Annotated in this window: 27 protein-coding genes and 1 pseudogene; 11 read left to right on the top strand and 17 right to left on the bottom strand. The window is 63.2% G+C overall.

Going from position 1 to position 22,556, the window contains the following annotated elements; genetic code table 11:
* Positions 1-83: 83 nt before the first annotated feature.
* The 3 genes from B1756_RS02440 to B1756_RS02450 form a co-directional block, all read right to left on the bottom strand.
* A complete protein-coding gene (locus B1756_RS02440) occupies positions 84-1,010 on the bottom strand; it encodes a ribonucleotide-diphosphate reductase subunit beta (protein WP_086890004.1) in 927 nt (308 codons plus the stop codon).
* Between the two features lie 148 nt (positions 1,011-1,158).
* Entirely contained in the window at positions 1,159-1,374 is a 216-nt protein-coding gene (locus B1756_RS02445) for a hypothetical protein (protein WP_086887112.1), read from the bottom strand.
* 87 nt (positions 1,375-1,461) lie between these two features.
* On the bottom strand, positions 1,462-2,778 hold the full coding sequence (locus B1756_RS02450; RefSeq protein WP_086887113.1) for a cobyrinic acid a,c-diamide synthase: 1,317 nt from the start codon (positions 2,776-2,778) through the stop codon (positions 1,462-1,464).
* A gap of 262 nt (positions 2,779-3,040) precedes the next feature.
* On the opposite strand from B1756_RS02450, the gene B1756_RS02455 reads away from it, so the two are divergent.
* Both B1756_RS02455 and pyrF read left to right on the top strand, forming a co-directional pair.
* Positions 3,041-3,463 (top strand): VOC family protein, encoded by a 423-nt coding sequence (locus B1756_RS02455; protein WP_186336492.1) that lies wholly within the window; start codon positions 3,041-3,043, stop codon positions 3,461-3,463.
* A gap of 69 nt (positions 3,464-3,532) precedes the next feature.
* Entirely contained in the window at positions 3,533-4,333 is an 801-nt protein-coding gene (gene pyrF, locus B1756_RS02460) for an orotidine-5'-phosphate decarboxylase (protein WP_086890006.1), read from the top strand.
* Positions 4,334-4,360: 27 nt separating this feature from the next.
* Here pyrF and B1756_RS02465 read toward each other — a convergent pair whose 3' ends face one another.
* Complete coding sequence (locus B1756_RS02465; RefSeq protein WP_086887114.1) at positions 4,361-4,831, bottom strand: RNA-binding protein; 471 nt, start codon at positions 4,829-4,831, stop codon at positions 4,361-4,363.
* Positions 4,832-4,883: 52 nt separating this feature from the next.
* Positions 4,884-5,084: a DUF1918 domain-containing protein gene (locus tag B1756_RS02470; protein ID WP_086887115.1), complete on the bottom strand. Its 201-nt coding sequence runs from the start codon at positions 5,082-5,084 to the stop codon at positions 4,884-4,886.
* Between the two features lie 126 nt (positions 5,085-5,210).
* Here B1756_RS02470 and B1756_RS02475 point away from each other — a divergent pair, with 126 nt between their 5' ends.
* The gene (locus tag B1756_RS02475; RefSeq protein WP_086887116.1) at positions 5,211-5,456 is read left to right on the top strand and encodes a hypothetical protein; all 246 of its coding nucleotides are present in this window, start codon (positions 5,211-5,213) and stop codon (positions 5,454-5,456) included.
* Between the two features lie 50 nt (positions 5,457-5,506).
* Here the strand turns inward: B1756_RS02475 and B1756_RS19520 are convergent, their stop codons facing one another.
* The 3 genes from B1756_RS19520 to B1756_RS02485 all read right to left on the bottom strand — a co-directional run bounded on the left by B1756_RS19520 (position 5,507) and on the right by B1756_RS02485 (position 7,696).
* Entirely contained in the window at positions 5,507-5,683 is a 177-nt protein-coding gene (locus B1756_RS19520; protein ID WP_186336493.1) for a hypothetical protein, read from the bottom strand.
* Between the two features lie 99 nt (positions 5,684-5,782).
* The gene (locus B1756_RS02480) at positions 5,783-6,115 is read right to left on the bottom strand and encodes a hypothetical protein (RefSeq protein WP_152031249.1); all 333 of its coding nucleotides are present in this window, start codon (positions 6,113-6,115) and stop codon (positions 5,783-5,785) included.
* Positions 6,116-6,691: 576 nt separating this feature from the next.
* Positions 6,692-7,696 (bottom strand): DHH family phosphoesterase, encoded by a 1,005-nt coding sequence (locus tag B1756_RS02485; RefSeq protein ID WP_086887118.1) that lies wholly within the window; start codon positions 7,694-7,696, stop codon positions 6,692-6,694.
* Positions 7,697-7,860: 164 nt separating this feature from the next.
* Between B1756_RS02485 and B1756_RS02490 the strand changes: the two genes are divergently transcribed.
* Both B1756_RS02490 and B1756_RS19525 read left to right on the top strand, forming a co-directional pair.
* Entirely contained in the window at positions 7,861-8,346 is a 486-nt protein-coding gene (locus B1756_RS02490) for a DUF456 domain-containing protein (protein WP_086887119.1), read from the top strand.
* An 83-nt stretch (positions 8,347-8,429) separates the two neighbouring features.
* Entirely contained in the window at positions 8,430-8,594 is a 165-nt protein-coding gene (locus tag B1756_RS19525) for a DUF8014 family protein (RefSeq protein WP_186336494.1), read from the top strand.
* A 21-nt stretch (positions 8,595-8,615) separates the two neighbouring features.
* Here the strand turns inward: B1756_RS19525 and B1756_RS02495 are convergent, their stop codons facing one another.
* The 5 genes and pseudogenes from B1756_RS02495 to B1756_RS02505 form a co-directional block, all read right to left on the bottom strand.
* A complete protein-coding gene (locus B1756_RS02495; protein ID WP_086887120.1) occupies positions 8,616-10,334 on the bottom strand; it encodes a glutamate--tRNA ligase in 1,719 nt (572 codons plus the stop codon).
* Positions 10,335-10,519: 185 nt separating this feature from the next.
* Positions 10,520-10,597 (bottom strand): annotated as a pseudogene (locus B1756_RS18955) (twin-arginine translocase TatA/TatE family subunit); the annotation flags it as partial.
* Between the two features lie 73 nt (positions 10,598-10,670).
* The gene (locus B1756_RS19305; RefSeq protein ID WP_161493136.1) at positions 10,671-10,835 is read right to left on the bottom strand and encodes a hypothetical protein; all 165 of its coding nucleotides are present in this window, start codon (positions 10,833-10,835) and stop codon (positions 10,671-10,673) included.
* Positions 10,836-10,953: 118 nt separating this feature from the next.
* Entirely contained in the window at positions 10,954-12,027 is a 1,074-nt protein-coding gene (gene idsA3 / locus B1756_RS02500) for a geranylfarnesyl diphosphate synthase (RefSeq protein ID WP_086887121.1), read from the bottom strand.
* Position 12,028: 1 nt separating this feature from the next.
* On the bottom strand, positions 12,029-13,378 hold the full coding sequence (locus B1756_RS02505) for a ribonuclease J (protein ID WP_086887122.1): 1,350 nt from the start codon (positions 13,376-13,378) through the stop codon (positions 12,029-12,031).
* Between the two features lie 492 nt (positions 13,379-13,870).
* On the opposite strand from B1756_RS02505, the gene B1756_RS02510 reads away from it, so the two are divergent.
* Positions 13,871-16,168, top strand: coding sequence for a universal stress protein (locus tag B1756_RS02510; RefSeq protein ID WP_086887123.1), 2,298 nt, complete (start codon positions 13,871-13,873; stop codon positions 16,166-16,168).
* Between the two features lie 32 nt (positions 16,169-16,200).
* Here B1756_RS02510 and B1756_RS02515 read toward each other — a convergent pair whose 3' ends face one another.
* From B1756_RS02515 to mvk, 3 genes are all read right to left on the bottom strand, one after another.
* Positions 16,201-17,367 (bottom strand): hypothetical protein, encoded by a 1,167-nt coding sequence (locus tag B1756_RS02515; protein WP_152031250.1) that lies wholly within the window; start codon positions 17,365-17,367, stop codon positions 16,201-16,203.
* 74 nt (positions 17,368-17,441) lie between these two features.
* Positions 17,442-18,206 carry an isopentenyl phosphate kinase gene (locus B1756_RS02520; protein ID WP_086887125.1) on the bottom strand — a complete coding sequence of 255 codons (765 nt, stop codon included), beginning with the start codon at positions 18,204-18,206 and terminating at the stop codon, positions 17,442-17,444.
* Positions 18,203-19,189 (bottom strand): mevalonate kinase, encoded by a 987-nt coding sequence (mvk, locus tag B1756_RS02525; RefSeq protein WP_086887126.1) that lies wholly within the window; start codon positions 19,187-19,189, stop codon positions 18,203-18,205. The genes B1756_RS02520 and mvk overlap by 4 nt, the downstream gene beginning before the upstream one ends.
* A gap of 170 nt (positions 19,190-19,359) precedes the next feature.
* Between mvk and B1756_RS02530 the strand changes: the two genes are divergently transcribed.
* The gene (locus B1756_RS02530; RefSeq protein ID WP_086887127.1) at positions 19,360-19,599 is read left to right on the top strand and encodes a hypothetical protein; all 240 of its coding nucleotides are present in this window, start codon (positions 19,360-19,362) and stop codon (positions 19,597-19,599) included.
* The gene (locus tag B1756_RS02535; RefSeq protein WP_086887128.1) at positions 19,596-19,949 is read left to right on the top strand and encodes a type II toxin-antitoxin system PemK/MazF family toxin; all 354 of its coding nucleotides are present in this window, start codon (positions 19,596-19,598) and stop codon (positions 19,947-19,949) included. Before B1756_RS02530 ends, B1756_RS02535 begins: the two co-directional genes overlap by 4 nt.
* A 148-nt stretch (positions 19,950-20,097) precedes the next feature.
* On the opposite strand, the gene tnpA is transcribed toward B1756_RS02535, so the two are convergent.
* Positions 20,098-20,496, bottom strand: a complete 399-nt coding sequence (tnpA, locus tag B1756_RS02540) for an IS200/IS605 family transposase (RefSeq protein ID WP_086887129.1) — start codon at positions 20,494-20,496, stop codon at positions 20,098-20,100.
* 53 nt (positions 20,497-20,549) lie between these two features.
* Here tnpA and B1756_RS02545 point away from each other — a divergent pair, with 53 nt between their 5' ends.
* The 3 genes from B1756_RS02545 (at position 20,550) to B1756_RS02555 (ending at position 22,542) form a co-directional block, all read left to right on the top strand.
* On the top strand, positions 20,550-20,705 hold the full coding sequence (locus B1756_RS02545) for a DUF2080 family transposase-associated protein (protein ID WP_007540613.1): 156 nt from the start codon (positions 20,550-20,552) through the stop codon (positions 20,703-20,705).
* A gap of 95 nt (positions 20,706-20,800) precedes the next feature.
* Entirely contained in the window at positions 20,801-21,271 is a 471-nt protein-coding gene (locus B1756_RS02550) for a hypothetical protein (RefSeq protein WP_152031251.1), read from the top strand.
* Positions 21,268-22,542 (top strand): RNA-guided endonuclease TnpB family protein, encoded by a 1,275-nt coding sequence (locus B1756_RS02555; protein ID WP_086887131.1) that lies wholly within the window; start codon positions 21,268-21,270, stop codon positions 22,540-22,542. Before B1756_RS02550 ends, B1756_RS02555 begins: the two co-directional genes overlap by 4 nt.
* Positions 22,543-22,556: the final 14 nt, after the last annotated feature.

A 22,556-nucleotide genomic window follows, 5' to 3' on the forward strand; every position in this document is an offset into this window, starting at 1 on the left:
CCTTCGTCTCGACACACTGGAGCGATAAAATTTGCCGTTCGGGTCCCGGATAGACGGCCAGCAGCGCTGTCGCGACGATCGGGTCAGTCGGCCGCTTGCTTCCCGCTGACCGTCGCGCGCACGTCGCTGTACTCCTCGAACTGTTCGGCACCGATGTAGTCGATCGTGTCCTGCAGGTACTGGATCGTCTGTTTCCCGATTTTCTTTTCGTCGTATCCCTCGAACGGCATCTCCTGCTGGGGCTCGGTCAGCACCCGGTTCTGTACGTACTCGTCGATTCGGGGCTCGTAGACGTCCGCGACGATGTCCGGTTCGGCCTCGACCAGTTTCGACAGCACCCAGCGACCGTTCTCGATGTGGCGGGTCTCGTCCTGCCGAACCTTGCCGATCGCCTCCTGGAACGACTCGAGGACGACGTCCCGGCCCATCTCTTCTGCTTTGAGTTCGATCATCTGGTCGAACGAGAGGTAGCCACTCCGTGCCAGCTGGGCCTCGACGATCCCCATGTAGTTGAGGTAGGCCTCGCCGAGAGCGTACACCAGTTGCTGGCGCTCGCCGCTGGTGATCGCCGCCAGAAGCTCGTCGGCCGTGTCGTACAGGTCGTCGGTACTGTAGCCAGCTTCCTGGTAGCCTCCCTCTCGATACGCCTCGGTATCGTGGGTTCCGAACACTTGCTCGAAGTACCGACTGAAAAGGTCCGTGTGCTTTGCTTCCTCGTAGACCTGCTGGGCCAGGTACATCTGCTCCTGGACGACGTCGAACGGCATCTCCTCGTTCTCGAGGGCATCGAGCGCCATCATGTACGGTGCCAGCGTCCGAGTTACGTCCTCTTCGCCGTCGTAGAACGCTGCACACGACCCGAGGAACCGATGCTGTTCTTGCTCGCTGAACTGTTCCCAGTCTTCCCGGTCCTGTTCGAAGTCGTAGTCGTCCGGGTCCCACGTTCCCTCTCGTTTCCCTTTTCGATACAGTTCGTACGGCTTCTCCCGCTCGCTGTACTCGATCGGCATACAACTGTCACCACACCACATTGTGCATTATTAATGTTCTCGAATCGGAAATCCAGCGGTCGAGAACTGCCGTCGTAATCGCCGTTCGTTCGATCAGTAGGCGAACAGTCGCCAGAAGCGCTCGCCGGGACCGGGCGTGCCGAACTCCTCAGGCCGCTCGACCGTCACGTCGTCGCCAGTTTCGAACTCCGACGGGCGGCCAGGCAACGACGGCGGCGAGGACCCAGAGGGCTCCCCAGTGGGGTTCCATTCCCACCGCGAGCGCCAGCCGAATCGTCCCCTCGAGCAGCACGACGAGCCCCGGGATCAGGAGCAGGCGATACGTGGTCCCCGTCGCTAGGCTGTTCTGTCCGAGGAGAGCCATATCTCAACGAGCATTCGTTTGGAATATAATGAATCCGGTATCGAATCGTGCGTCCAGTCGAGCCACGTGTGGGCGCCTGCGATCGATTCAGCGTGCGACCCGGTCGAGGAACCGATCGAACGCACCGCTTTCGGCGTGGACGTGAACGTAGGTTCCCACGGACTCGTACTCGAGCAGGCCGTCGTGGTCACCGTCGATGCCGTCGCCGCGGACGGTCTCGAAGGCGAAGCGTGCGTCGCCGTCGACGTCCGCGCGCGAGTAGTGGAACTCGTGACCCCGGAGGCGCTCGCCGGCGTCGGCCGTGAGCCCGTCGCAGGTCGCCTCGAGTTCGACGTGGTCGAGCGCCTGATACCGGTCGTGCATCGTCACATCCGCCGGCACGATGGCGGCCATTTCGTGACGGTCGCCGTCGGCCGTGGTCAGCGACTGGCTCATGGCCATCAGACCCCCGCACTCGCCAAGCACGGGGAGTCCGTCGCTCGCCCGCTCGCCAAGTGCAGAGAGGGTGCCGGCGGCCTCGAGTTCGGCGGCGTGGAGTTCCGGGTATCCACCGGGGAGATAGACGCCGTCACAGTCGGGGACCGGATCGCCCGCAACGGGTGAGAACGACACCACCTCGGCGCGCTCGCGGAGCCGCTCGATCGTCGCCGGGTACCGGAAACAGAACGCCGAGTCGCTGGCGACGGCGACGCGGCCAGTAGTCCGTCCCGATGCCGGCCCCGGTTCGGCCGCTGTGGACGGCGGCGCTGCTTCGCGCGCCACTGCAGCCAGTTGCTCGGCTGCGAGCGTCTCGGCTGCCTCTCGCAGGGCCGCCGTCGGGAGTTCGGCCTCCTCACCCATGTGCAGGCCGAGGTGCCGGTCGGGAATCTCGAGGTCGGGGTTCGGTGGAATCCGCCCAAAGTATGCGAGGTCCTCGGGGAGGGCGTCGCGGATGCCCTGCTCGTGGCGGCCGCCGTGGGCGCGCTGGGCGACGATGCCTGCCACCTCGACGTCGCGGCCGATCGCGTCGGCGTACTCGCGAAAGCCGAGTGCGGTCGCCGCGACGCTCTCCATGCCCGCCTTGGCGTCGACGACGAGCACCACGGGCAGACCGAGGGCCTCGGCGACCATCGCCGTGCTCGAGCCGTCGCCGTCGTACAGTCCCATCACGCCCTCGACGACGCAGACGTCGCCCTCGCCGCGATGGTAGTTGCGCCGGAGGCCGTCTTCGCCGCAGAGCCACAGGTCGAGCGTCCGCGAGGGCCGGCCCGCGACCGCCTCGTGGTGGCTCGGGTCGATGAAGTCCGGGCCCGCCTTGGCGGGCTGGACGTCGTAGCCCGCGTCTTCGAGCGCACGGACGATCGCGAGCGTCGCGACGGTCTTGCCGACGCCGGAACTGACGCCGCCGAGGACGAACCCCTTCATCGGTCGGTCCCCGTCCGGTCGGTCGATCTCGGACGCGTCTCGTGTTCGGCAGGCGGTTCCACGGGCTGGCGCTGGTGGTCACACATCGTCGGTCGTCACCTCGAGTAGTCACACCGGGGCAATCAAGCTTGGTGGTCTCGCGCCAAATCCACTTGTTCGCGTCCGTCGGGTCGAACGCAGCGTCGACGAGGTGTCCGATGTCTAGCGGCGAGGATCAGGACCATTATCCACTCGCCGCGAGGAGTGTCGGGTGATCACGATCATGCCTTCATCGCTCAGCGGCCACCACGTCGGACTCACCGTATCGGACCTCGAGACGACCGTCGCGTTCTATCGCGACGTCCTCGGCCTCGAGGTGCTCGACCGATTCGAGGTCTCGGGACAGGCGTTCGAAACCGTCACCGAACTCGAGGGTTCGAGCGGCCGGTTCGTCCACCTCGACGCCGGCGACGTTCGCCTGGAACTCGTCGAGTACGAGCCAGCCGGGGCGGCACTCGAGGATAGCGACCTGAACCAGCCCGGTGCTGCCCACGTCGGCCTCGCCGTCGACGACCTCGAGTCGGTCTACGCCGGGCTTCCCGAGGACGTCGAAACGCTCAGCGACCCCCAGACGACCGCGAGCGGTACGACGCTGTGTTTTCTCCGGGATCCGGAAGGGAACCTCGTGGAGTTGCTCGAGGCCTGACGCCGCTCTTTCCGTCGAACCCGCGCGAGGATGGCAACCTTTTCGACTGTCGCCGCGTCACTCGCGTGCATGAACTTCTTCGACCGGTTGCACGACCGCATTCGGACGGTCGACAGTGTCGTCAGCGTCGGCCTCGACCCGGACCCATCTCGGATCCCCGACCACCTCGCAGACTACGACCTCCCGAGATGGGCGTTCAACCGCCGGATCATCGACGCCACGCACGAACACGCCGCCGTCTACAAACCAAACGCCGCCTTCTACGAGGACCCCGACGGCTGGGCCGCACTCGAGGAGACCATCGCCTACGCCCACGGCAAGGACGTTCCCGTCCTGCTCGACGCCAAACGCGCCGACATCGGCAACACGACCCGCCAGTACGCGCAGGTCCTCGAGAAAGTCGACGCGATCACCGTCAACCCCTACATGGGCCGCGATTCACTCCAGCCGTTTCTGGCCGACGAGGAGTCGGGCGTCTTTATCCTCTGTCGAACCTCGAATCCGGGAGGTGCAGACCTGCAGGACCTCGAACTCGAGACCGGCGAACCCGTCTACCAGCGCGTCGCCGCGCTCGCGGACCTCTGGAACGAAAACGACAACGTGGGGCTGGTCGTCGGCGCGACGAAACCCGAAGAACTCGAGGAGTTGCGTGAACAGGTTCCCGACCTCCCGTTCCTCGTCCCCGGTGTCGGCGCGCAAGGCGGTGATGCCGAGGCGGCGGTCGAGTACGGCCTCGCCAACGGTGTCGGCCTCGTCAACTCCTCGCGCGGGATCATCTTCGCGGGAGAAAACCAGGGAGAAGGGTTCGCGAAAGCGAGTGACCGGGCTGCAAAACAGCTCAAAGACCGTCTCAATCAGTACCGGGAGTGAGCGACCGATCGCCGGTCGGACGTCTCGTTACGCGTCAGTCTCGTCTCGCAACCGCTCGAGCACTTCCTCGGCGTTCTCCACGGCCTGTTCTTTCTTCGCGGGGTAGGCCTCGACCTTCCCGCGGAAGGTGATGCCGTCGCCGAGGCGAACGTCGCCACCGAACGCGGCCTGCTTGTCGAGTCGCAAGAACAGTTCCGTGTTCTCCGTGACCCGCTCGTCGAGTTCGTCGATCAGGGTCTCGAAGTCCTCGAGGTCGGCGAGTCTGGAGAGCACGTACCGGACGTCGTCTGCGTTTTCGACGCGCGCGGAGAGCACGAGGATGCGGTCGCCGTAGTGACCCTCGGTCTCGACGCGCTCGATCTCGAACGGTTCGTCGTCCTCGTCGGCTTCGTCACTACCCGGCAGGAACGTTCGAAGCGCCTCCTCGACGCGTTTTTCGTCCTCGGTGGCGTAACAGAACGTCCGGAGATCGACGTAGTGAAGCGGTATCTGTGGCATCTGCGTAGGTTCGGATCCGGTCAGCTGTGCGAGCGGCCGTCGGCGAGTGACCTTACTCGTCGTCTTCGTCCTCGTCGTCAGCAGCCTCGAGTGCGTCCTCGGGGACGCCGGCTTCCTGCCCGTCCTCGAAGCTGATCGTGTAGGTGACGTCGCCGAACATCGACTCCATCGTCTGGGTGACGGTACCGGTTTCGCCGTCGAACTCGCTGTGCTCGTCGTTCAGGACGACGCGGTCGTCTTCCTCGAAGCTCATAGTGGTCGTTCCCCGTCGTCGCCTAAAAAGGGACTGATTCTGTCGGTTCAGGTCACCGGACAGTCCGCTGGGATCGCCTCGTTCAGTTGGGAAAGCTATATGTTCGGCAGACGACAACGTGACCATATGTTCGGAGTCCTGTTTCTCTTGCTCCCGATCGTCGGCGCGTACGCAGTCTACGTCGATGCCACCGACCGCGAGACGGAGGGTCCGGTCTGGTGGGCGCTGTTAACGATCGTCGTCGGCTACGGGATCGGCCCCATCGCGATGGGCGTTTTCCTCGTACTCTACCTGCTGGTCCACCTGCTCGAAGAGTGGTGGACCGCCGACGGTGGCACGGATACTCGCGCCCAGGAACGATCCCCGTGGTGACGGGAAGCGAAAGTGGATCAGCAGTTGGGAGAGAGTCGAGACAGGTCCAGTCACAGCATACTCTCGAGTGAGCAGACGGTGTCGGACATCAGCCAGGCGTCGTCGTCGTCGGGATCTTCGATACTGAGTGCGTAGAACGACTCGCGCCCGTCGTCGACGGTAATCCGGTAGCTACGGCTCTGCAACGCATCGATTCGATCTGGTCGGGACGGTTCGGCAGGGACCACACACGTCTTCGGGAATCGGCGGGTATAACTCAGTCGGTCCGGACCTCGAGATCGGTCGCTCGAGGGCGTTAGTCGCCGATCCCCACGCCTTCGCGCGATTTACCGGTCGAGTACCGGTCGCAGACGCTCGGCTTCCGTGATCGCGTGAAAGTGTTCGTCACAGAGCCGTGGTGCGGTTCCGTCCTCGATTTCCGATTCAACGACCACCGTCTCGCCGACCTGTCGCTCGACGGGCACGAACCGCGGGAGTTCGATCTGTCCGTCGCGCTCACAGAGTACACACTCGTCGTCTCCTCGCGTGCTGTACTCGAGGACGTTTCCGAACTCCTCTCGTTCGCAGTTCATACACAGGTGCCCGATCTTGGCACCGCTGAACCGGTCGATCACCGCCCGGTTGTAGCCGGACTCGTGACCACAGCGTACGCAATTCATCTCGTCATCCCCTCCGATTTCGCTGCCATATTCATCACGTGCCATCCCAGCTCGCGGATCGATTTCCTGCAGCTCACCACGCACCCCTCGCGCGGCGGTGTCTGTTCCCCATCCATCCGCTGGGAATCGGTGGTAAGTACCCATTATATAAAAAGTCGGACACCACAGTGGAATTGAACGAACGTATCAGTAATAATATGTCCGGGGGTTGAATCCGTAAGCGAACTACACCTGGTGGTTTTCGTGTCCGTTTCGAGTGGATCACGTCCACTCGAGGACACAATTTACTTATGGATAGTGGTAGCTCTCCACCCCACTGTTCAGGTGGAAACCGACGCCGTCCGGTGGTTTTCGACCCCGGGTCCACCTGAACGAACGGTCGACCCCGGTACCGGGTGTGAAATAATCCCACGAGTCCGCCCCCTCGACTTCTGCTGAGTCAGCCGGGAATCAACGGTAGCGCCGACCGACCCGTTCGTCCACTCGCGTCGACACGGCGGAGCCAAAACCGCGGGCGAAATATCTGATTGTGTAATGTGCAGGCCCAAAACCTCGCGCTTCAGCTCGGGGAGCATGTCAGGACTCTTCCTCGAGGTTCAGCGCGTCGAAAAACCGGTTGGTCAGTCGCGTCCTGACGAACTCGAGGAGCGCCGCGTCGTCGTCGGCGTCGTCGGCGAACAGCCCGAGTTCGATGTGACCACCGGCCATGTCGTGGTGGCCCCCTGCCGGGCCAAGTTCACCGTAGGCGTCCTCGAGCGTCCGGCCGATGTGAACGCGGGGGTCGTACGACCGGCCGCTCAATCGAATCGCGTCGTCGACGATTCCGTAGACGAGAACGGTGTCGACCCCCTCGAGGTTGAGGAGGTAATCAGCGGCCTGCGGGAGTGCGTCGGTCTCGCTCGTAACGCCGACGCTCGCCGCCAGCGAGGAGCCGCGACGTTCCCGGGTGTCGATCGCGCGCCCGATCGCGTCGAGGGTGCCCGGCGTGAACGCGCTGCCGTATAGCTGGTCGAGAACCTCGAGATCGGCCGCCGGGTAGACCTCGAGTGCGGCCTCGTACTCGCGGCGGGTGGGTCCTCTGACGTAATCGAGTCGCTCGCGGTGGAGCGCAAAGAGCAGCGCCGAGGCGAGTCGTTCGGTGACGTCGGTCTCGAGGTCGACGAGGTACTCGACGAGGAGCGTCGCGGTCGCGCCGACGTCCGGTCGAACGTCGACGAACGTCGCGTCGACCGGGCCGTCGGGGTGGTGATCGACGACGACGTCCGGTTCGACGGTGGCGTCGAGCTGCGTCGTCGTTCCGGGCCGGCTGTGGTCGACGAAGGCGACGCAGTCGTAATCGTCGACGTCGACGGCGTCGACGTGCTCGAGGTCGATGTCGAGCATCGTGACGAACGCTCGGTTTTGCTGGTGGGAGAGTTCGCCGCCGTACCCGATCGTCACGTCGTCGACGCCCTGGTCCCGGGCGATCGTCTCGAGGGCGATCGCGCTCGCGAGACAGTCCGGGTCCGGGTTGTCGTGACAGACGATGACGAGCGACGCGACCGTCTCGAGGGCGGACGCGAGGGCTGCCGCACGGGACATACGAGTACGGGTCCTACGTGACCGAACGGCTTGAATCCCCAGTGACAGTTTCACCCGGGTGGGGCGGAGACTGGACGGGCCCGACGAGTCGAGGTGCCCGGTCCGGTCGCGTCGCGAACGACGGACTCGGTACGTCTTTGAGCCAGCCGACCCTTCGTTCGTGCATGGTCGACCCCGTCGCAGTCGTGGCGCTCGTCCTGCTCGTCGGTGGCGTCCTCGCGACGCTGATCCCACTCGTCCCCGGCGGTGCGTTCTCGCTCACCGGCCTGCTGCTGTACTGGTGGCGGTCGGGATTCGACGAACCCGGCACCGTGGCTCTCGTCGTCCTCGTCTCCCTCGCCGTCCTCACGCTCGTGATCGAGCTCTTCGGAAGTCCCGCCGCAACTCGCGCCAGCGGAGGGTCGTGGACGACGACCGCAGCCGCGACCGTCGTCGGAATCGTCCTCATGCTCGTCACCGGGCCAGCCGGACTGCTCGTCGGCCTCTTCGGGACCGTGCTCGTACTCGAGTTCGTCCGTAACGGCGACCTCGAACACAGCGCCCGGACGGCCCTCTGGTCGACCGTCGGGACGCTCGCCTCCACGGCGGTGCAGGTGCTGTTGACCCTCTCGATTTTACTCGGCTTCCTCGTTGCCGTCTACGTCCTGTAAGCAGTCGCCGTGGGGAAACGGGACCGGCCCGCCGAACTGTCGGCGACCGCAACGCTCATGCTATGGTTCGTGGTAACATTCCTGTGGACTGTTCGGAACCAGACTGCGACCGCCCGGCAGCCGTCGAACTTCACATCCCGTGGGCGGAGAACCGGCTGGTCTGTGCACCTCACGCCCGCGTTCTCGGCCGCCGAGACGGGATCGTCGCGGACCCGCTGCCAGACCGGGCGGACGAACTCCTCGAGTGACCGGCGATCTGCGATCTGTCGCTACGGGTGGGTGTAGTAGACGACGGTTTCGTCGCCGTCGTGGGCGTCGATCCTGGCGAAGCCGACGCGTTCGAACTGGACCAGTTCGTCGGGCTCGAGGTTCGCGACTCCGGGTTCGGCGCGCCCGGTCACGTCGCCATCCATGGTTCGCATGCGAACGGGGACGCTCTCGTCGACCGGCACCCAGTGGACGACGTCGACGTCACCCTCGCGGACGACGTCGATGTCCTCGCCGGTGTACTGGAGCACGTCGCGCGTGTACTGGAAACAGCCCAGTCCCTTGAGCCAGATCCGTTCCTCTCGGCCGGGAAGGTCCGCTGACTCGAGCAAGACCGCGTCGCCGACGGGAATCTCACGGACGCCACGGTCCTCGTGGTTGGGATGCAACGGCGGGTTGGCCTCCCCGGGTGGGCTGCCGCCGAGGGGGAGTTCGGTACCGTCGCGGACGAGGAACCGGCGGTCGGTCTCGTCGTCGATCAACTCGCGGTTGTTGGCGTAGACGGTGCTCATCGCGAGGTCGACGTCGGTCGTCGAGGTGCCGAGGCCGACCATCGCGTCGACGATGGCCTCGCCCCGGATGCCCCGTCGGCGAAGGCTCTGGAGCGTCGGCGCGCGCGGGTCGTCCCAGCCGTCGAGGTCGCCACCATCGATCAACTCACCGATTCTCGAGGTACTCATCTTCACGTCGTAGGCGTCGATCTGGACGTGGCCCCAGTGGACCACCTCGGGGTACTCCCAGTCGAAGTAGTCGTAGACGAACTGCTGGCGTTTGGCCGAGTCCTGGAGGTCGATTCCGCGAATGATGTGGGTGATGCCGACCAGGTGATCGTCGACGCCGGACTGGAAGTCGAGCATCGGCCAGCAGCGGTATTCGCTCGCCTCCTCGCGCGGGTGGGGCGTGTCGATCATCCGGAACGCGACCCAGTCGCGCAGGGCGGGGTTCTTGTGCTCGATGTCCGTCTTTACGCGCAGAACCATCTCGCCGCTCTCGTACTCGCCGTCGACCATCGCCTCGAACTCCTCGAGGACGGTCTCGACGTCCTTGTCGCGGTGCGGACAGGGTTCACCCGAGTTCTTCAGTTCCGAGAACTCCTCGCCCGAACACGAGCAGGTGTAGGCCCCGCCGAGTTCGATCAGTTCGCGAGCGTGGTCGTAGTAGGTCTCGAGTCGATCACTCGCCCGGAAGACGTCGTCTGGCTCGAATCCCAGATAGTCGAGGTCCTCGATGATGGCGTCGTAGGCCTCGAGATCCGGGCGCTTTGTCTCGGGATCGGTGTCGTCGAAGCGGACACAGAACCAGCCGTCGTAGCGGTCGCGGTAGGTGCCGATGACCGCGGGCATCCGGGCGTGACCGACGTGCCACGGGCCGTTCGGGTTCGGCGCACAGCGCATTCGAATCTCGTCGTACTCGTCGGCGCTGGGGAGGTCGGGCAGGTCGTGTTCGTCTTCTTCGTCTTCGGCCTCGAGTTCGGCCAGTTCCTCCGGTGCGAGATCCTCGAGTCGCTCGCGCTTTTCCTCGTAGGATAGATCGTTGACCTGACCGATGACTCCGCCGATGACCCCCGGAATTTCGTTACCGTATTCCCGGAAGTCGGCGTTCTCACCCATCAGGGGACCCATGATAGCACCCACGTCGGCGTCGCTCTCGTGTTTGACGGCGTTCAACAGCGCGTGCTTCTCGGCTTCGCGCTCGACGCGCTCGCGTAGATCGTCGTCCATTGGGCAGCGATTGGCCTGCCCGGACCAAAACCTCCGCGGTGTCGACTCGCCAGTCCGTACTCAGTTGCACAGACCTGCGTGGCAGGGAACCGCGTCGCCCGCCTCGCCAGCGGACGCTACTGGTCGCCGCTGCGACTGACGATCAGGACGAGCGCAGCGAGTCCGATGACGGCCACACCGATCGCGAACAGGAGCGCCAGCAAAAACAGGATGATCAACAGTTCCGGCCCACCGGGAGCCCCGGGAACGAATAGCGGAGTCATACCCACCGATTTCGGTCCCGGGATATAGTGATATCGACACTGAGAACGAAAGGCGAGCGTTCTCGTCCCCGCCCTACCACGAGTCCTCACTCGCCAGGAGTTCGTCTTCGTCGGTGCGACTGGCGAGGAAAACGAAGACAACGAGTCCGATCGAGCCGACCGCAAACAGTGCCGTGAGAGCGAGCAGAAGTACCACTGGATGGAGTAACTCGTAGATCAGGAGAACTCCCGGGTTCATAGAGAGTGGTCGAACCCATCGGACAAAGTGGTTTCTGACATCCTGTTCAGTCGTCACCAGCGCCTCGAGGCTGTGTCTCCAGTGACCGCCTGCAGAGAATGGATCGGACGGGGTCGGTCTAGTACCCGCGTTCGATCAGGTAATCGGCGAGTTCGATCAGCAGGGTACGGGCCTCGTTGTCGGGCAGGACCTCGAGTCTGTCTTTGCCCTGTTCGACGAGGTCACGTGCTTTCTGGTTCGCGTACTCGATCGAGCCCGACTCCTCGAGTGCTGCGACGGCGTCGTCGATCTCGGCTTCGGTCACTGCCTCGACGTCGTCGGTGTCGACGAGGTCGGCGACGTCGACGCCACGCTCGCGCGCGTGGACGGTGATCAGCGTCTGTTTGTTCTCGACGAGGTCGCTCCCGCGCTGTTTCCCGAGTTTGTCGCTCGGAACGGTCAGATCGAGGACGTCGTCCTGGATCTGGAACGCCCGGCCGACGTCGAGGCCGTAGCCGTAGAGCTGGTCGATCGTCTCCCGGTCTGCGCCCATGAGCACGGCCGGCAGCGAGGCCGACGCCGCGAAGAGGACGGCCGTCTTCTGTTCGACCATCTCGAGGTACTCCTCGGGAAGGACGTCGTCTCGGGCTTCGAACTCGACGTCGCGGGCCTGCCCCTCACAGATCTGCGTGCAGGTGTGAGCGAGGACGTCGAGCGCTTCGACGGTTCGATCCGGCGTCGCGCCGACCTCGAGCATGATCTCGAAGGCCTTCGAGTAGAGCGTGTCGCCGGCCAGGATCGCGGTCTCGACGTCGTATTCGCGATGCACCGCGGGGACTCCACGGCGGAGGTCGTCGTCGTCCATGATGTCGTCGTGGATCAGCGTGAACGACTGGATGACCTCGACGCTCACTGCGGCACCCATGAGGTCGATCGTCTCTGGACCGGCCCGGTCGGCGTCGCCGGCGGCGAGTGTGGGAAACGACCGGTAGTCGGTCGAGAGCGGGTCGACGTCGGCGAGTGATTCGGCGACCGAAAGCAGGACCGTCGGTCGCAGTCGTTTTCCGCCGGCGTCGAGCAGGTACCGGGACGCCTCGTAGAGTCGCGTCGGCTCGTCGATCGGGAGTTCCTCGGGGATCGCGTCGTTGACGTGCTCGCGACGCTGCCGGACGGCCTCGAGGACGACTTCTTCACGTGCCTCTGTCGTCGTCATGTCAGTCGACGAGCTGGATGAGGTTGCCGTTTCGCGAGACGTGGACGTCGCGGTCCATCTTGTAGCCCTCGCTCTCACAGAGGTTGACGTAGCCCGACAGTCCCTTCAGGTCCTGGTGAGCGGGGATGACGTGCTGGGGCTGGAGTGCGTCTAACATCTCGTAGTGACCCTCCTGGTTGAGGTGGCCGGAGACGTGGATGTCGTCGTAGACGCGGGCACCCTGCATGGAGAGCAGTTTCTCGGCCTGGTAGCGCTGGCCCTCGTTGGTCGGCTCCGGGATGACGCGAGCGGAGAAGACGACCTTGTCGCCGTCGTCCAGTTCGTACGGCGTCTCGCCGCGGGCCATGCGGGTGAGCATCGCACGCGGTTCGCCCTGGTGGCCGGTGACGACGGGCAGGTAGTCCTCTTTGCCCTCGTTCATGATCCGCTTGAACGTGCGGTCGACGGACTTGCGGTGACCGAACATCCCGAGGTCAGAGGGGAAGTCGACGAAGTCCAGTCGCTCTGCGGTGCCGGAGTACTTCTCCATCGATCGGCCGAGCAAGACGGGCTGACGGCCGATGTCTTCGGCGAATTCGACGAGGCTGGTCACACGCGAGATGTGACTCGAGAACGTCGTGGCGACGATCCCGCCGTCGTAGTCTTCCATGCTGTAGAGGACGTCCCGGAGGTGTTCGCGCGCGACGCGCTCACTTGGGGTGCGGCCTTTCTTGTTCGCATTGGTACAGTCCTCGATGTAACACAGCACGCCTTCGTCCTCGCGACCGATCTCACGGAACCGCTTCATGTCGATCGGGTCGCCGAGCACTGGTGAGTGGTCCATGCGCTTGTCCAGTCCGTAGACGATGGCACCCTCGGGCGTGTGGAGGACGGGGTTGATCGCGTCGATGATCGAGTGGGTAACGTTGACGAACTCGAGTTCGACGCCGTGGTCGCCGATGGTCATCGAGTCGCCGGCGTCCATCTTGATCAGATCGTTTTCGACGCCGAACTTCTGTTCACCCTCGATCTGCTGTTTGACGAGTTCGATGGTAAAGGGCGTCGCGACGATGGGTGCGTTGTACCGGTGGGCCAGTTTCGAGATGGCACCGATGTGATCCAGGTGACCGTGGGTCGGGACGATCGCCTGCACGTCGCCCTCGAGGTCGGACATGACCCGGTCGTCGGGGATCGCGCCCATGTCGATCAGGTCGAGGCTGTGCATTCGCTCGGTCTCGACGTTGTCGTGGATGAGAACCTGCGAGAGGTTCAGACCCATGTCGAAGATGACGACGTCGTTCCCGGCGCGGACGGCAGTCATCTGCCGTCCAACTTCTTCGTAACCGCCGATGGTTGCAATTTCAATCTCCATGGTTCGTTGTACTGAAAGCCGTGTGCGTGACTCTCATCGAAACGGTCCGCGGACTCCCGGTCGTGCGGCCCCGGCGTCTTACAGCGCGTCGGCCACTCTATCCCGCTATGCGTTCGGCACCGAGTCGAGGCGAATCGGCCGTCCGAGACGGTCTCGACCCCGAACGCACTTGCCCGCGGGTTTCGCTAATCGTCTCTACACGCCCAGGTGTTAAAAACTCAGTGGGTTAGCCCGTCGGTCGAACCGGTGGTGATCGGACCGCCGTTGGAACCCGTCGTCGAGAAGCTGGACGCTCGTTTTGCCGCTTTCTCGGTCGTCACACTGTCACCGTAGCGCACCGAACCACAGATACCACGTGTCTCGAGGACTACCCTGTCCGATCGACCACTTCTACAGATTTTTTCTGGGTTATTTTAAATTACCTTTGTGGAAAGATCACACTCGGTTCCGAAATGCGAAGCTTTCTTAACTTCCGTTCGAAATGGGCTGGTGATGGCGAAGGATCTCGAGCGCGACCTGGGGCTTTTTGCGGTGATCGCGATCAGTATGGGTGCGATGATCGGGAGCGGCATCTTCATCCTCCCCGGCATCGCGATGGCCGAGGCGGGGCCAGCGGTGATCCTCGCGTTCGTCATCGCGGCGGTCCTCGTGATCCCCGCGGCGCTGTCGATCGCCGAACTGGGGACCGCGATGCCCGAGGCCGGCGGCGACTACATCTTCATCGAACGGGGGCTCGGCCCCTCGTTCGGAACGATCGCCGGGCTCGGTACCTGGCTCATGCTGATGCTCAAAGGTTCACTCGCGCTCTACGGCGGCATGTTCTACATCAATTTCATATACACGCTCCCGACCTGGGATCTCGCCGTTCCGTTTCTCGAGGCGACCATCGCAATTCCCGGTGTTCGCGCACTCGGCATCACCTTCGCACTGATCTTCATCGCGATCAACCTCATCGGCGTCAAACAGACTGGCGGCATCCAGCTCGTGATGGTTATCGTCATGCTCGTGATCCTCGGCGTCTTCGTCGCCGTCACCATCGTACAGGTCGACGGTGCGAACTACGATCCGTTCTTCGACGAGGGAATCGACGGCGTGCTCACGGCGACCGCGCTCGTGCTCGTCTCCTACGCGGGCGTGACGAAGGTCGCGGCGGTCGCAGAAGAGATCGAAAACCCCGGCCGAAACCTCCCACTCGGGCTGCTCGTCTCGCTCATCGTCACGGCATTTCTGTACGCACTGCTCGTGTTCGTCCTCGTCGGCGTGATGGAAGCCGAGGACCTGGCCGACTCGGAAGAGCCGATGGCCCTCGCGACGGAACTGCTGTTCGGTGATGCCGTCCTCGGTGGCGTTCCCGTCGGCACGCTCGCCGTCGCCGGTATCATCCTCGCGGCCGTCCTCGCGCTCGTGAGTACCGCGAACGCCGGCATCCTGACCGCCTCGCGGTACCCGCTCGCGCTCAGCCGCGACGACCTCTTCCTGAAGAAGTTCGAGTACATCCACCCGCGGTTCAACACGCCGACGATCGCGATCCTCTCGACCGGTGCGATCATCATCTTCATCGTCGCCACCCAGGAGGTCGACGAAATCGCGAAGATGGCCGGCGCGTTCCAGATCCTCGTCTACATCCTCGTCTGTGGTGCCCTGATCGCCTTCCGGGAACGCGACCTCGAGTGGTACGATCCGGACTTCCACACGCCCGGCTATCCGTGGGTCCAGCTGTTCGGCATCGTCTCTGGTATCTTCATCATCACACAGATGGAAACCCGCGAAATCGCCGGCTCTGTCGCCATCGTGATCCTCGGGTTCATCTGGTTTCGCCTGTACGCCTCGAAACGGGTCGATCGCGAGGGCGTCGCCAAGGACCTCGCCCGCAGGCAGACCGGGAAACAGTACGTTCAGGAGACCGAAGACCAGCTCGACCGAAGCGACGAATACGAGATCCTGATCCCGATCCGGCAGGACCTCACGCGCGAGCAGGAAGACGCACTGATCCAGATGGCCGCACCGATCGTCAACAAACGCGGCGGCCACATCCGGATCGTTCGCTTCGAGGAAGTGCCGGATCAGATCCCGCTCGACACCGCGGCCGCGGAACTGACCGAGGCCGACGTCGAGTTCGAGAACCGGACCGACGAACTCGTCCAGTATCTGGAGGCCCCCGTCGAGGTCGGCGAGATCGTCAGTCACGACACCCGTCACGCGGTCGTCAACTTCGCCGACCGGACCGGGGCCGACCTGATCCTCGCCCGGCAGAAAGCGACCAGCCGACTCGACACCCTGCTCGGTCGGGACAGCGACTGGATCCTAGAACACGCTCCGTGTGACGTCGTCTTCGTCCAGCACGAACGGCGCGCGATGATCGACGAGATCGCCATCGTCACCGACCAGAGCCCGTTCAACGACCCGCTCAAGGTCGAACTCGCCGACGCGATGGCCGACGTCGTCGGCGCACGGGTTCGGTTCATCTTCGCGGTTCCCGAGAGTTCGGGCGAGGAGTTCGTCGAGACCATCGAGGACTACCACGACGAACTCGACGCGCTCTGTTCGGTCCCCGTCGAGTCGACGATCGTTCGAGGCGACGACGTCGCAGCCCTGTCGGCGGAACTCGAGTCCGCCGACGTCGTGATGCTCAGTACGATGACCCACCGTCGCCTGCCGGACCTGATCGTCGAACAGCGCAGCGACCGGATCGCCGCTGCGATCGAACAGCCGGTCATGCTCGTCCACTCGAAAGAGAGTCGCCGGGGAACGTTCCTGCGACCGATCGTCGAGCGACTCCTGTTCGATTGACCTCGACGATCGGTTGCTGTTCCGTGCTGTCGTTATGCCCCCGATCCCGCGAACGTCCCGAGCGTCGCGACGATCCCGCTTTCGAGATGGTACTGGAACGACAGGACGACGTCGTCGGGGAGGTTGCCGACGATGAACTGGTTGCCCGGCTCGAGCGTGTCCGTCTCGAGACCGAGGTCGATACTCGTCTCCCCGTCGACGCTGAGTCGGAGCCGAGAACTGTCGACTGGATCGCCCGCACGATGGGTTACGGTCGCGACCTGCTCGTCGGCGTCGTACTCGAACCCGATGGACACCCGCGGCGGGACGGCAGTCTCCACGTCGCCAACAGGGTCGTCCTCACCGGTGACGACGCCCTCGAGCGCGTCATCGCCCGTCGTGACCGTCGCTTCTCCCTGCCAGGCCTCCTCGAGGGAGGCCGCGAGGTCGTCTGCGAACTCCTCGCCAGCGTGTCCGTCGGGGAGAACGACCGCCGCGCGGCGGGCGTAACCGTCGTCGGTCGCGTCGGCGGCCGTCCCCCAGGTACTCCCCTCGGGGAACCACTCGAGTGGCGCTCGTGGGAGCGTCGTCTGGATCCCCCGTCCCAGCTGGTCGGTCAACCGGGCGAATCCGTCTTCGACATCGTAGCGCCGGTCGCGTTCGCCGGCACCGACTGCGAGTACGCGCTCGACCCGTTCGAGGCCGTCGACGACGGCCTCGTCGGATCGTCCCGGTAGTTCCGCCTGGACGATTGCCGAGGGCGTGACCCCGACGACTCGTGGCTGGTCCTCTCGGACGAATGCCTCCCACTCCTCGCCCGTCGCGAGGGGCTCGTATCCCGAGTCACCCAGCGCATCTGCAGCGCTCGAGGTGTCGAACTCGCCGAGGAATGTCAGCGTCGGCGGGCTGCCGCCGTAGACGAGCATCCCCTCGAGGGCCTCGACGTCGTGACCGAACCAGTCACCGAGGCCCCAGAACTCGAACGCGGTGGCTGCCAGGGTGACCCGCAACGTGTCGCCGCGCTCGAGCGCTCGCGGCACGTCGACGTATCGAACGGCGTCCGCGCCGATCGACTCGTCGTCCGTCGGTGCAGGGACCCACTCGCGGTAGGTCGGCCCACCGGAATCGGCCCGGTCTCGACTTCGGGGGGCGGCACACCCGGCGACGCCCACCAGTCCCACTGCAGCACCCGTTCGGAGCATCCGTCGCCTCGAGTACATGTGCGAGGAGATTCGCCCGGACCGTCAAACACTTCCCGATTCTCCGACGGCCGGTCTCGGTCACACGGACCAGTTCAGTCGACGGCCGACGCGCCGTCGATCGTCGTCCCCGGCTGGTCGCCAGCGAGGAACGCCTCGAGGTCGTCGAGTCCGAAGATGGTCGCCGGCGACTCGAGGTCGAGGAGCGCGCGCACCTTCGCGGCCATCCCGCCGGTCACGTCGGTCGCGTCGCTCGCGCCGAGGACCGGTTCGACGTCGTCGTAACTCGAGATGTAGCCGATCACCGCGTCGTCATCGTCGAGAACGCCGGGGACGGTCGAACAGAGGCCGACCGCGTCCGCCTCGAGGTCGCGGGCGAGACCTGCGACCAGTTCGTCGCCGCTGACGATCGTCACGCCCTCGCCAGCGTGGGAGACGACGTCGCCGTGGAGCACGGGGACGAATCCCTCCGCGACGATCGTCGCGACCTGTCCGGTCGGGAGTACCAGATCGCCGCCCTCCTCACGGTGGGCCGTCGAGAACGGGTGCACCGGCACGGCCGGCACGTCCCGCTCGAGCAGTCGCTCGAGGACGAACGCGTTCAGCGTCTTCATCGCCCGGTGGACGTCCATCGCCGCCGTCACGTCGCGGCTTCCGCTGGTTCGAGTCAGCCCGTGTTCGCTCGCGTGGTGGTGACCGAAGCTGCCACCACCGTGGACGATCACGAGGCCATTCTCGACGCCGTCACCGTCGAGTGCCGCCGCGATGGCGTCGCTCGCGCGCTCGAGGGCCGGTCCGTCCAGCGTCTCGGGACGGGACTTGTCGGTGATCGCGCTGCCGCCGAGTTTCAGGACGATCATTCGATCCGTTTCACCCCTTCCTCGGTGAGCGCGGCGCGGAAGGCGTCCTCACAGCCCGGCGTGAACGACAGCGCCGTCTCGGTTTCGGGCGTCGGATCGAGAGCGACGATACAGCCGCCGCCACCCGCGCCCGTCAGTTTCGCCCCCATCGCCCCGGCGTCACGGGCCGCCCAGACCATCGTATCGAGCGACCGTGAGGAGACGCCGAGCGCAGACAACAGCCCGTGGTTGAAGTTCATCAGCCGGCCGATCTCCTCGAGATCACCCGCCGAGAGGGCCTCTTCGCCGTTCCTGACGACGTCGCCGATCGCCGCGACCGTATCGGCCGCGAAGTCGTACTCCTCGCGCAGGTTCCTGACGCCGGCGACCAGCTGGCCGGTGTCACCGGCACCCCCGTCGAACCCGATCACGATCGGCAGGTCGGGTGCCTCGATCGATCGACAGTCCTCACCCTCGACGCGGACCGCGCCGCCGGTCGCCGAGCAGAACGTGTCGGCTCGCGACGCCTGCCCGTCCTGAACCTCGTGTTCCGTCCGGTAGGCGCGGTCGGCGAGTTCCTCGGTCGAAAGCGTGGTCCCGAGTTCGCGCGTCGCCGCGTCGATCGCCGCGACGACGACCGCCGCGGAGGAACCCAACCCTGCCCCCAGCGGAATGTCGCTGTCGATCGTGACGTCGAAGCCGACGTCGTCGTTTCCGGTCACGTCCCGGACCTGTTCGATCGCACCGTCGACGTACCCCATTGCCGCCGTGACGAGTGACTCCGAGACGTCGATGTCCGGTCGCTCGTCAGGGCTCACGCCGTACTCGACGGTAAAGCCGTCCAGCGTGAGATCGTCGGAGTGAACGCTGAGTTTGCCGTCCTCGCGACGGCTAACCTCGACCCGTGCCCGCCGCTCGATCGCACACGGCACCGCCGGCTCGCCGTATACCACCGCGTGCTCCCCGAACAGATAGACCTTCCCGGGAGCGCTCGAGATAGCCATGCGCGGGCCTTCGCACGAGGGCAGGTAAAACCTATCTTCTCTGGCTCGGGGACTGCTCGAGCGTGCTCGAGTAACCGCCAGATCAGGATGCGCCGTTTGTCCAGTTCAGTGAACACTGCAGTGGGTAATAGTGGGCAACACTTATTCGAGAGCAGAATCTAGTTGGGAACATGACGAAAGTAGATGTACGGGAACTCCAGACCAACGAGACCGACGATCGCGGCCGAATCTATCTCGGGACGGAGTATGCGAACAAACGTGTAACCGTCGCAGTCGTCGAAGTGGAAGCAGACCGTCCAGACGAGGACGAACTGGCTGCCGCATATCGCGAAGCGTCTGAGAGTGCAGAAGATCTCACAGAGGAGTGGGACGACGCGTCGGACGAGGCATGGAGCGGGCTGAATAAATGAGCGAGGACGTGGCAATTCGCCGCGGCGATGTCGTTATCGTTCGGTTCGATCCTGCAGAAGGGCACGAAATGAAGAAAACCCGGCCTGCCGTAGTCGTTCAGAACGACGTGGGGAACAGCAATGCAAGTACAACTATCGTTGCACCCGTGACTGGAACGTACCGCGGATATCCGTTCGAGGTCCTCGTCGAAGCCGCGGAGTCGCCGTTCGAGAAGGATTCCTCGATCCGTCTCGACCAGATTCGTGTCGTTTCTATCGAACAGCGGATTCACTCCGTAGTTGGGTGTCTCGACCCGGAGACAGTGAAGCGTATCGACGACGCGCTGAAATTGAGTCTCGGCCTCGAGTAAGCTAGCGATTCTCCCGCTGGTACTCCTTGTTCAGATCTTAGACTGATGTTACAGATTTCGCCTACTTTACCGGTTTCTGGTATATCTACAGGAAAGACAGGCCGAGTGCCTCGGGGCTTGACCCCGAGGGTGAAGGCCGTAAGCTCCGCTAAACGTGTTCCGTTCGCTCAATATACTGTTCAATCGTCTCGCTCGACACTGTGCCTGCCGTCCCGACATAGTATGACTGCTCCCAGAATCCACCACCCCACAAATACTGTTCCAGAAACGGTTCGTGTTGCCCCCACATCTCTCGCGCTGTGATGCTCTTAATCGTCCGTACAATCCTGCTCGGCGCGTGTTTCGGATGCGCGGACAGGAACACGTGTACGTGGTCAGGAGAGATATGCAACGATTGTAGGTCATAACCGTACTCATCGCATACTTTCTGGAAACACTCGTCCAACGAATCCTCGATTGACTCCAGTATCACGTGGCGGTACTTCGGACACCACACGAAGTGATAGTTGACGTTATACACCGTGTGATTTGACCGTTTCTCCCCCATATTGGACACACCACACCGATATACATAAGTATATCCAAGGGATATACACAAGTATGGCGAATCGCTTTGAAATCGACGGCGAAGAAGTTCTCGACGGAGAGGTCAAACCGTTCGGGAACAGCGCCCACGTCACCGTCCCAAAACGCTGGCGTGGCGCGGACGTGAAAGTCGTTCGTACCTCAGAACCCACCGAACAAGACGAAGAATGAATGGTGAAACTAACGGTTCTGCACGAACCGAATCACTCGTTCGAACACTCTGTGACGCAGAAGAGCGTGATGTGGTGTTCCGATTCAATGACCAGATGTCCGCCCCTACGTCGAAATACAATGGGTCATCCTATCGCAGCGAGACGCTACCCAAGGCAACGCTAAACGCGACCATCTGGAATGCCAGTGTCGAAGACGCAGGCGAGACGCTCATGTGCTTCGCCAAAATCGATATGGAGGAACTTGACCGTGTAGGAATTGACCCTTCGGTTGTATACACTGAACCAGTTGACAGGACGCCTGAATACTGTGTAGTTGATGTTAACGCATCACGACAATGGTGGTTAGATGAGTTCTCTGAACTCACCAGAGAGGAAGCAGAACAGGCAATCGAAGACGGTCGTGAGGAAGACGTGCTTCCGCCGTGGGATGGACTCCCCACCGTCACGGTAAACGTCGAACGAACAGAAAAGTGCCTTGAGAGGTCGTATAACTCAGGATTTCATATCCAGTATGACCCTCCGACGCACGAAATTGGGGAAATAATCGACGTTCGAATCAAATGACTGGGGCGTCTCTCGTGAAAACGCTGGACTTCCAACTCGACATCCAGAGTGACAACGAGAGTCTGCTCAAAGACGCCACCCTCGAAGCCCGCTGGGTGTACAACGAAACCATCCGCCTCGCCAAAGAAGGCGTGGACTGGGACGATATTTCTCCTCGCCTCGAAGACGAGGCCGACCTCATCAAGAACACGACTCAACGCATCGTCGCCAAAGCGTTGGAAGCGATGGAGAATTACTACGACTACGACGACTACAACATTCCCAGCCACACCAAAGATGGCGCGTACCCACTTCGAGCCAACTACGAAGAAGGCTACAACCTGTCGCTCACTGATGATGGTGAAGTGGCGTTTCGCATCAGCGCGAAACCCTACAACCACGTCAAAGGCATCCTCAAAGGTAGTGACGCCCACCTTGATGTGCTCAAGAACGCACTGACGAGCGACGAGTGGAAAGTCACGACCAGTGAAGCCCTGTGGCGCGAGGGAGAACCTGAACTTCACGTCAATATTCGCAACACCGAACGTATTGTTCGAGACAGGCAGGACTCTCAGACGGTTATCGGTGTCGATGTGAACGAGGACAACGTGGCCCTCACTGCACTCTCCGAGGATGGCGTCGAGGATACGTTGGTTATCGACTTCCCCGAAATCAAGTTCGAGCGCCACCGCTATTTCACGATGCGGAAGCGCGTTCAGAATGTGGGGAAGGACAGCATACACGACACGCTGGAAGGTCGTGAGGAACGGTTCGTCCGCGACCGACTCCACAAAGTGAGCCGTCATATCGTGGAGTGGAGCCGTCAGTTCGAGAAGCCGTGCATCGTCTTTGAAGACCTCAAAGAGATGCGCGACAGTATCGACTACGGCACGCGGATGAACCGACGCTTGCACCACCTCCCGTTCCGCGCCCTCCAGTTCTATACGTCGTACAAGGCGTCGTTCGAGGGAATCCCCTCAGATTCGATTGATCCGTACAAGACGAGCCAGCGGTGCCCGTTGTGTGGGCACGCTGAACGGGCGAATCGGCGGAAGAAGCGATTCAAATGTAAGGACTGTGGTCATCAAGACCACAGCGACCGTGGTGCAAGCGTCAACATCGCCGTGAAAGGCATCGAGAAGTATATGGATTGGAATGTGCCTGCTCTCAACAGCCTTCCCGTTGTTCGGAAGGTGCGACGGCAGGCATCGGGGCTTGTGGACAGCCCGACCGTGACCCACCCGACCGTTCGAGGCTATCAGGCCGATGGTCAAGTGGGAGTATCTGATTAAACCACGGGAAGAAG

This window comes from Natrarchaeobaculum aegyptiacum, assembly GCF_002156705.1.
GTDB lineage: Archaea > Halobacteriota > Halobacteria > Halobacteriales > Natrialbaceae > Natrarchaeobaculum > Natrarchaeobaculum aegyptiacum.

Bases quoted from the DNA above. Each gene is read 5' to 3' on its own strand.
- B1756_RS02505 (WP_086887122.1), bottom strand. From the start codon at position 13,378: ATGGAGATTGAAATTGCAACCATCGGCGGTTACGAAGAAGTTGGACGG.
- pyrF (WP_086890006.1), top strand. From the start codon at position 3,533: ATGAACTTCTTCGACCGGTTGCACGACCGCATTCGGACGGTCGACAGT.
- B1756_RS02555 (WP_086887131.1), top strand. From the start codon at position 21,268: ATGACTGGGGCGTCTCTCGTGAAAACGCTGGACTTCCAACTCGACATC.
- B1756_RS02535 (WP_086887128.1), top strand. From the start codon at position 19,596: ATGAGCGAGGACGTGGCAATTCGCCGCGGCGATGTCGTTATCGTTCGG.
- B1756_RS02445 (WP_086887112.1), bottom strand. From the start codon at position 1,374: ATGGCTCTCCTCGGACAGAACAGCCTAGCGACGGGGACCACGTATCGC.
- tnpA (WP_086887129.1), bottom strand. From the start codon at position 20,496: ATGGGGGAGAAACGGTCAAATCACACGGTGTATAACGTCAACTATCAC.
- B1756_RS02510 (WP_086887123.1), top strand. From the start codon at position 13,871: ATGGCGAAGGATCTCGAGCGCGACCTGGGGCTTTTTGCGGTGATCGCG.
- B1756_RS02480 (WP_152031249.1), bottom strand. From the start codon at position 6,115: ATGAATTGCGTACGCTGTGGTCACGAGTCCGGCTACAACCGGGCGGTG.
- B1756_RS02450 (WP_086887113.1), bottom strand. From the start codon at position 2,778: ATGAAGGGGTTCGTCCTCGGCGGCGTCAGTTCCGGCGTCGGCAAGACC.
- B1756_RS02475 (WP_086887116.1), top strand. From the start codon at position 5,211: ATGTTCGGAGTCCTGTTTCTCTTGCTCCCGATCGTCGGCGCGTACGCA.
- B1756_RS02485 (WP_086887118.1), bottom strand. From the start codon at position 7,696: ATGTCCCGTGCGGCAGCCCTCGCGTCCGCCCTCGAGACGGTCGCGTCG.
- B1756_RS02470 (WP_086887115.1), bottom strand. From the start codon at position 5,084: ATGAGCTTCGAGGAAGACGACCGCGTCGTCCTGAACGACGAGCACAGC.
- B1756_RS19305 (WP_161493136.1), bottom strand. From the start codon at position 10,835: ATGAACCCGGGAGTTCTCCTGATCTACGAGTTACTCCATCCAGTGGTA.
- B1756_RS02495 (WP_086887120.1), bottom strand. From the start codon at position 10,334: ATGGACGACGATCTACGCGAGCGCGTCGAGCGCGAAGCCGAGAAGCAC.
- B1756_RS02550 (WP_152031251.1), top strand. From the start codon at position 20,801: ATGTCCGCCCCTACGTCGAAATACAATGGGTCATCCTATCGCAGCGAG.
- idsA3 (WP_086887121.1), bottom strand. From the start codon at position 12,027: ATGACGACGACAGAGGCACGTGAAGAAGTCGTCCTCGAGGCCGTCCGG.
- B1756_RS02520 (WP_086887125.1), bottom strand. From the start codon at position 18,206: ATGATCGTCCTGAAACTCGGCGGCAGCGCGATCACCGACAAGTCCCGT.
- B1756_RS02515 (WP_152031250.1), bottom strand. From the start codon at position 17,367: ATGTACTCGAGGCGACGGATGCTCCGAACGGGTGCTGCAGTGGGACTG.
- B1756_RS02490 (WP_086887119.1), top strand. From the start codon at position 7,861: ATGGTCGACCCCGTCGCAGTCGTGGCGCTCGTCCTGCTCGTCGGTGGC.
- B1756_RS02465 (WP_086887114.1), bottom strand. From the start codon at position 4,831: ATGCCACAGATACCGCTTCACTACGTCGATCTCCGGACGTTCTGTTAC.
- mvk (WP_086887126.1), bottom strand. From the start codon at position 19,189: ATGGCTATCTCGAGCGCTCCCGGGAAGGTCTATCTGTTCGGGGAGCAC.
- B1756_RS02455 (WP_186336492.1), top strand. From the start codon at position 3,041: ATGCCTTCATCGCTCAGCGGCCACCACGTCGGACTCACCGTATCGGAC.
- B1756_RS02545 (WP_007540613.1), top strand. From the start codon at position 20,550: ATGGCGAATCGCTTTGAAATCGACGGCGAAGAAGTTCTCGACGGAGAG.
- B1756_RS02530 (WP_086887127.1), top strand. From the start codon at position 19,360: ATGACGAAAGTAGATGTACGGGAACTCCAGACCAACGAGACCGACGAT.
- B1756_RS02440 (WP_086890004.1), bottom strand. From the start codon at position 1,010: ATGCCGATCGAGTACAGCGAGCGGGAGAAGCCGTACGAACTGTATCGA.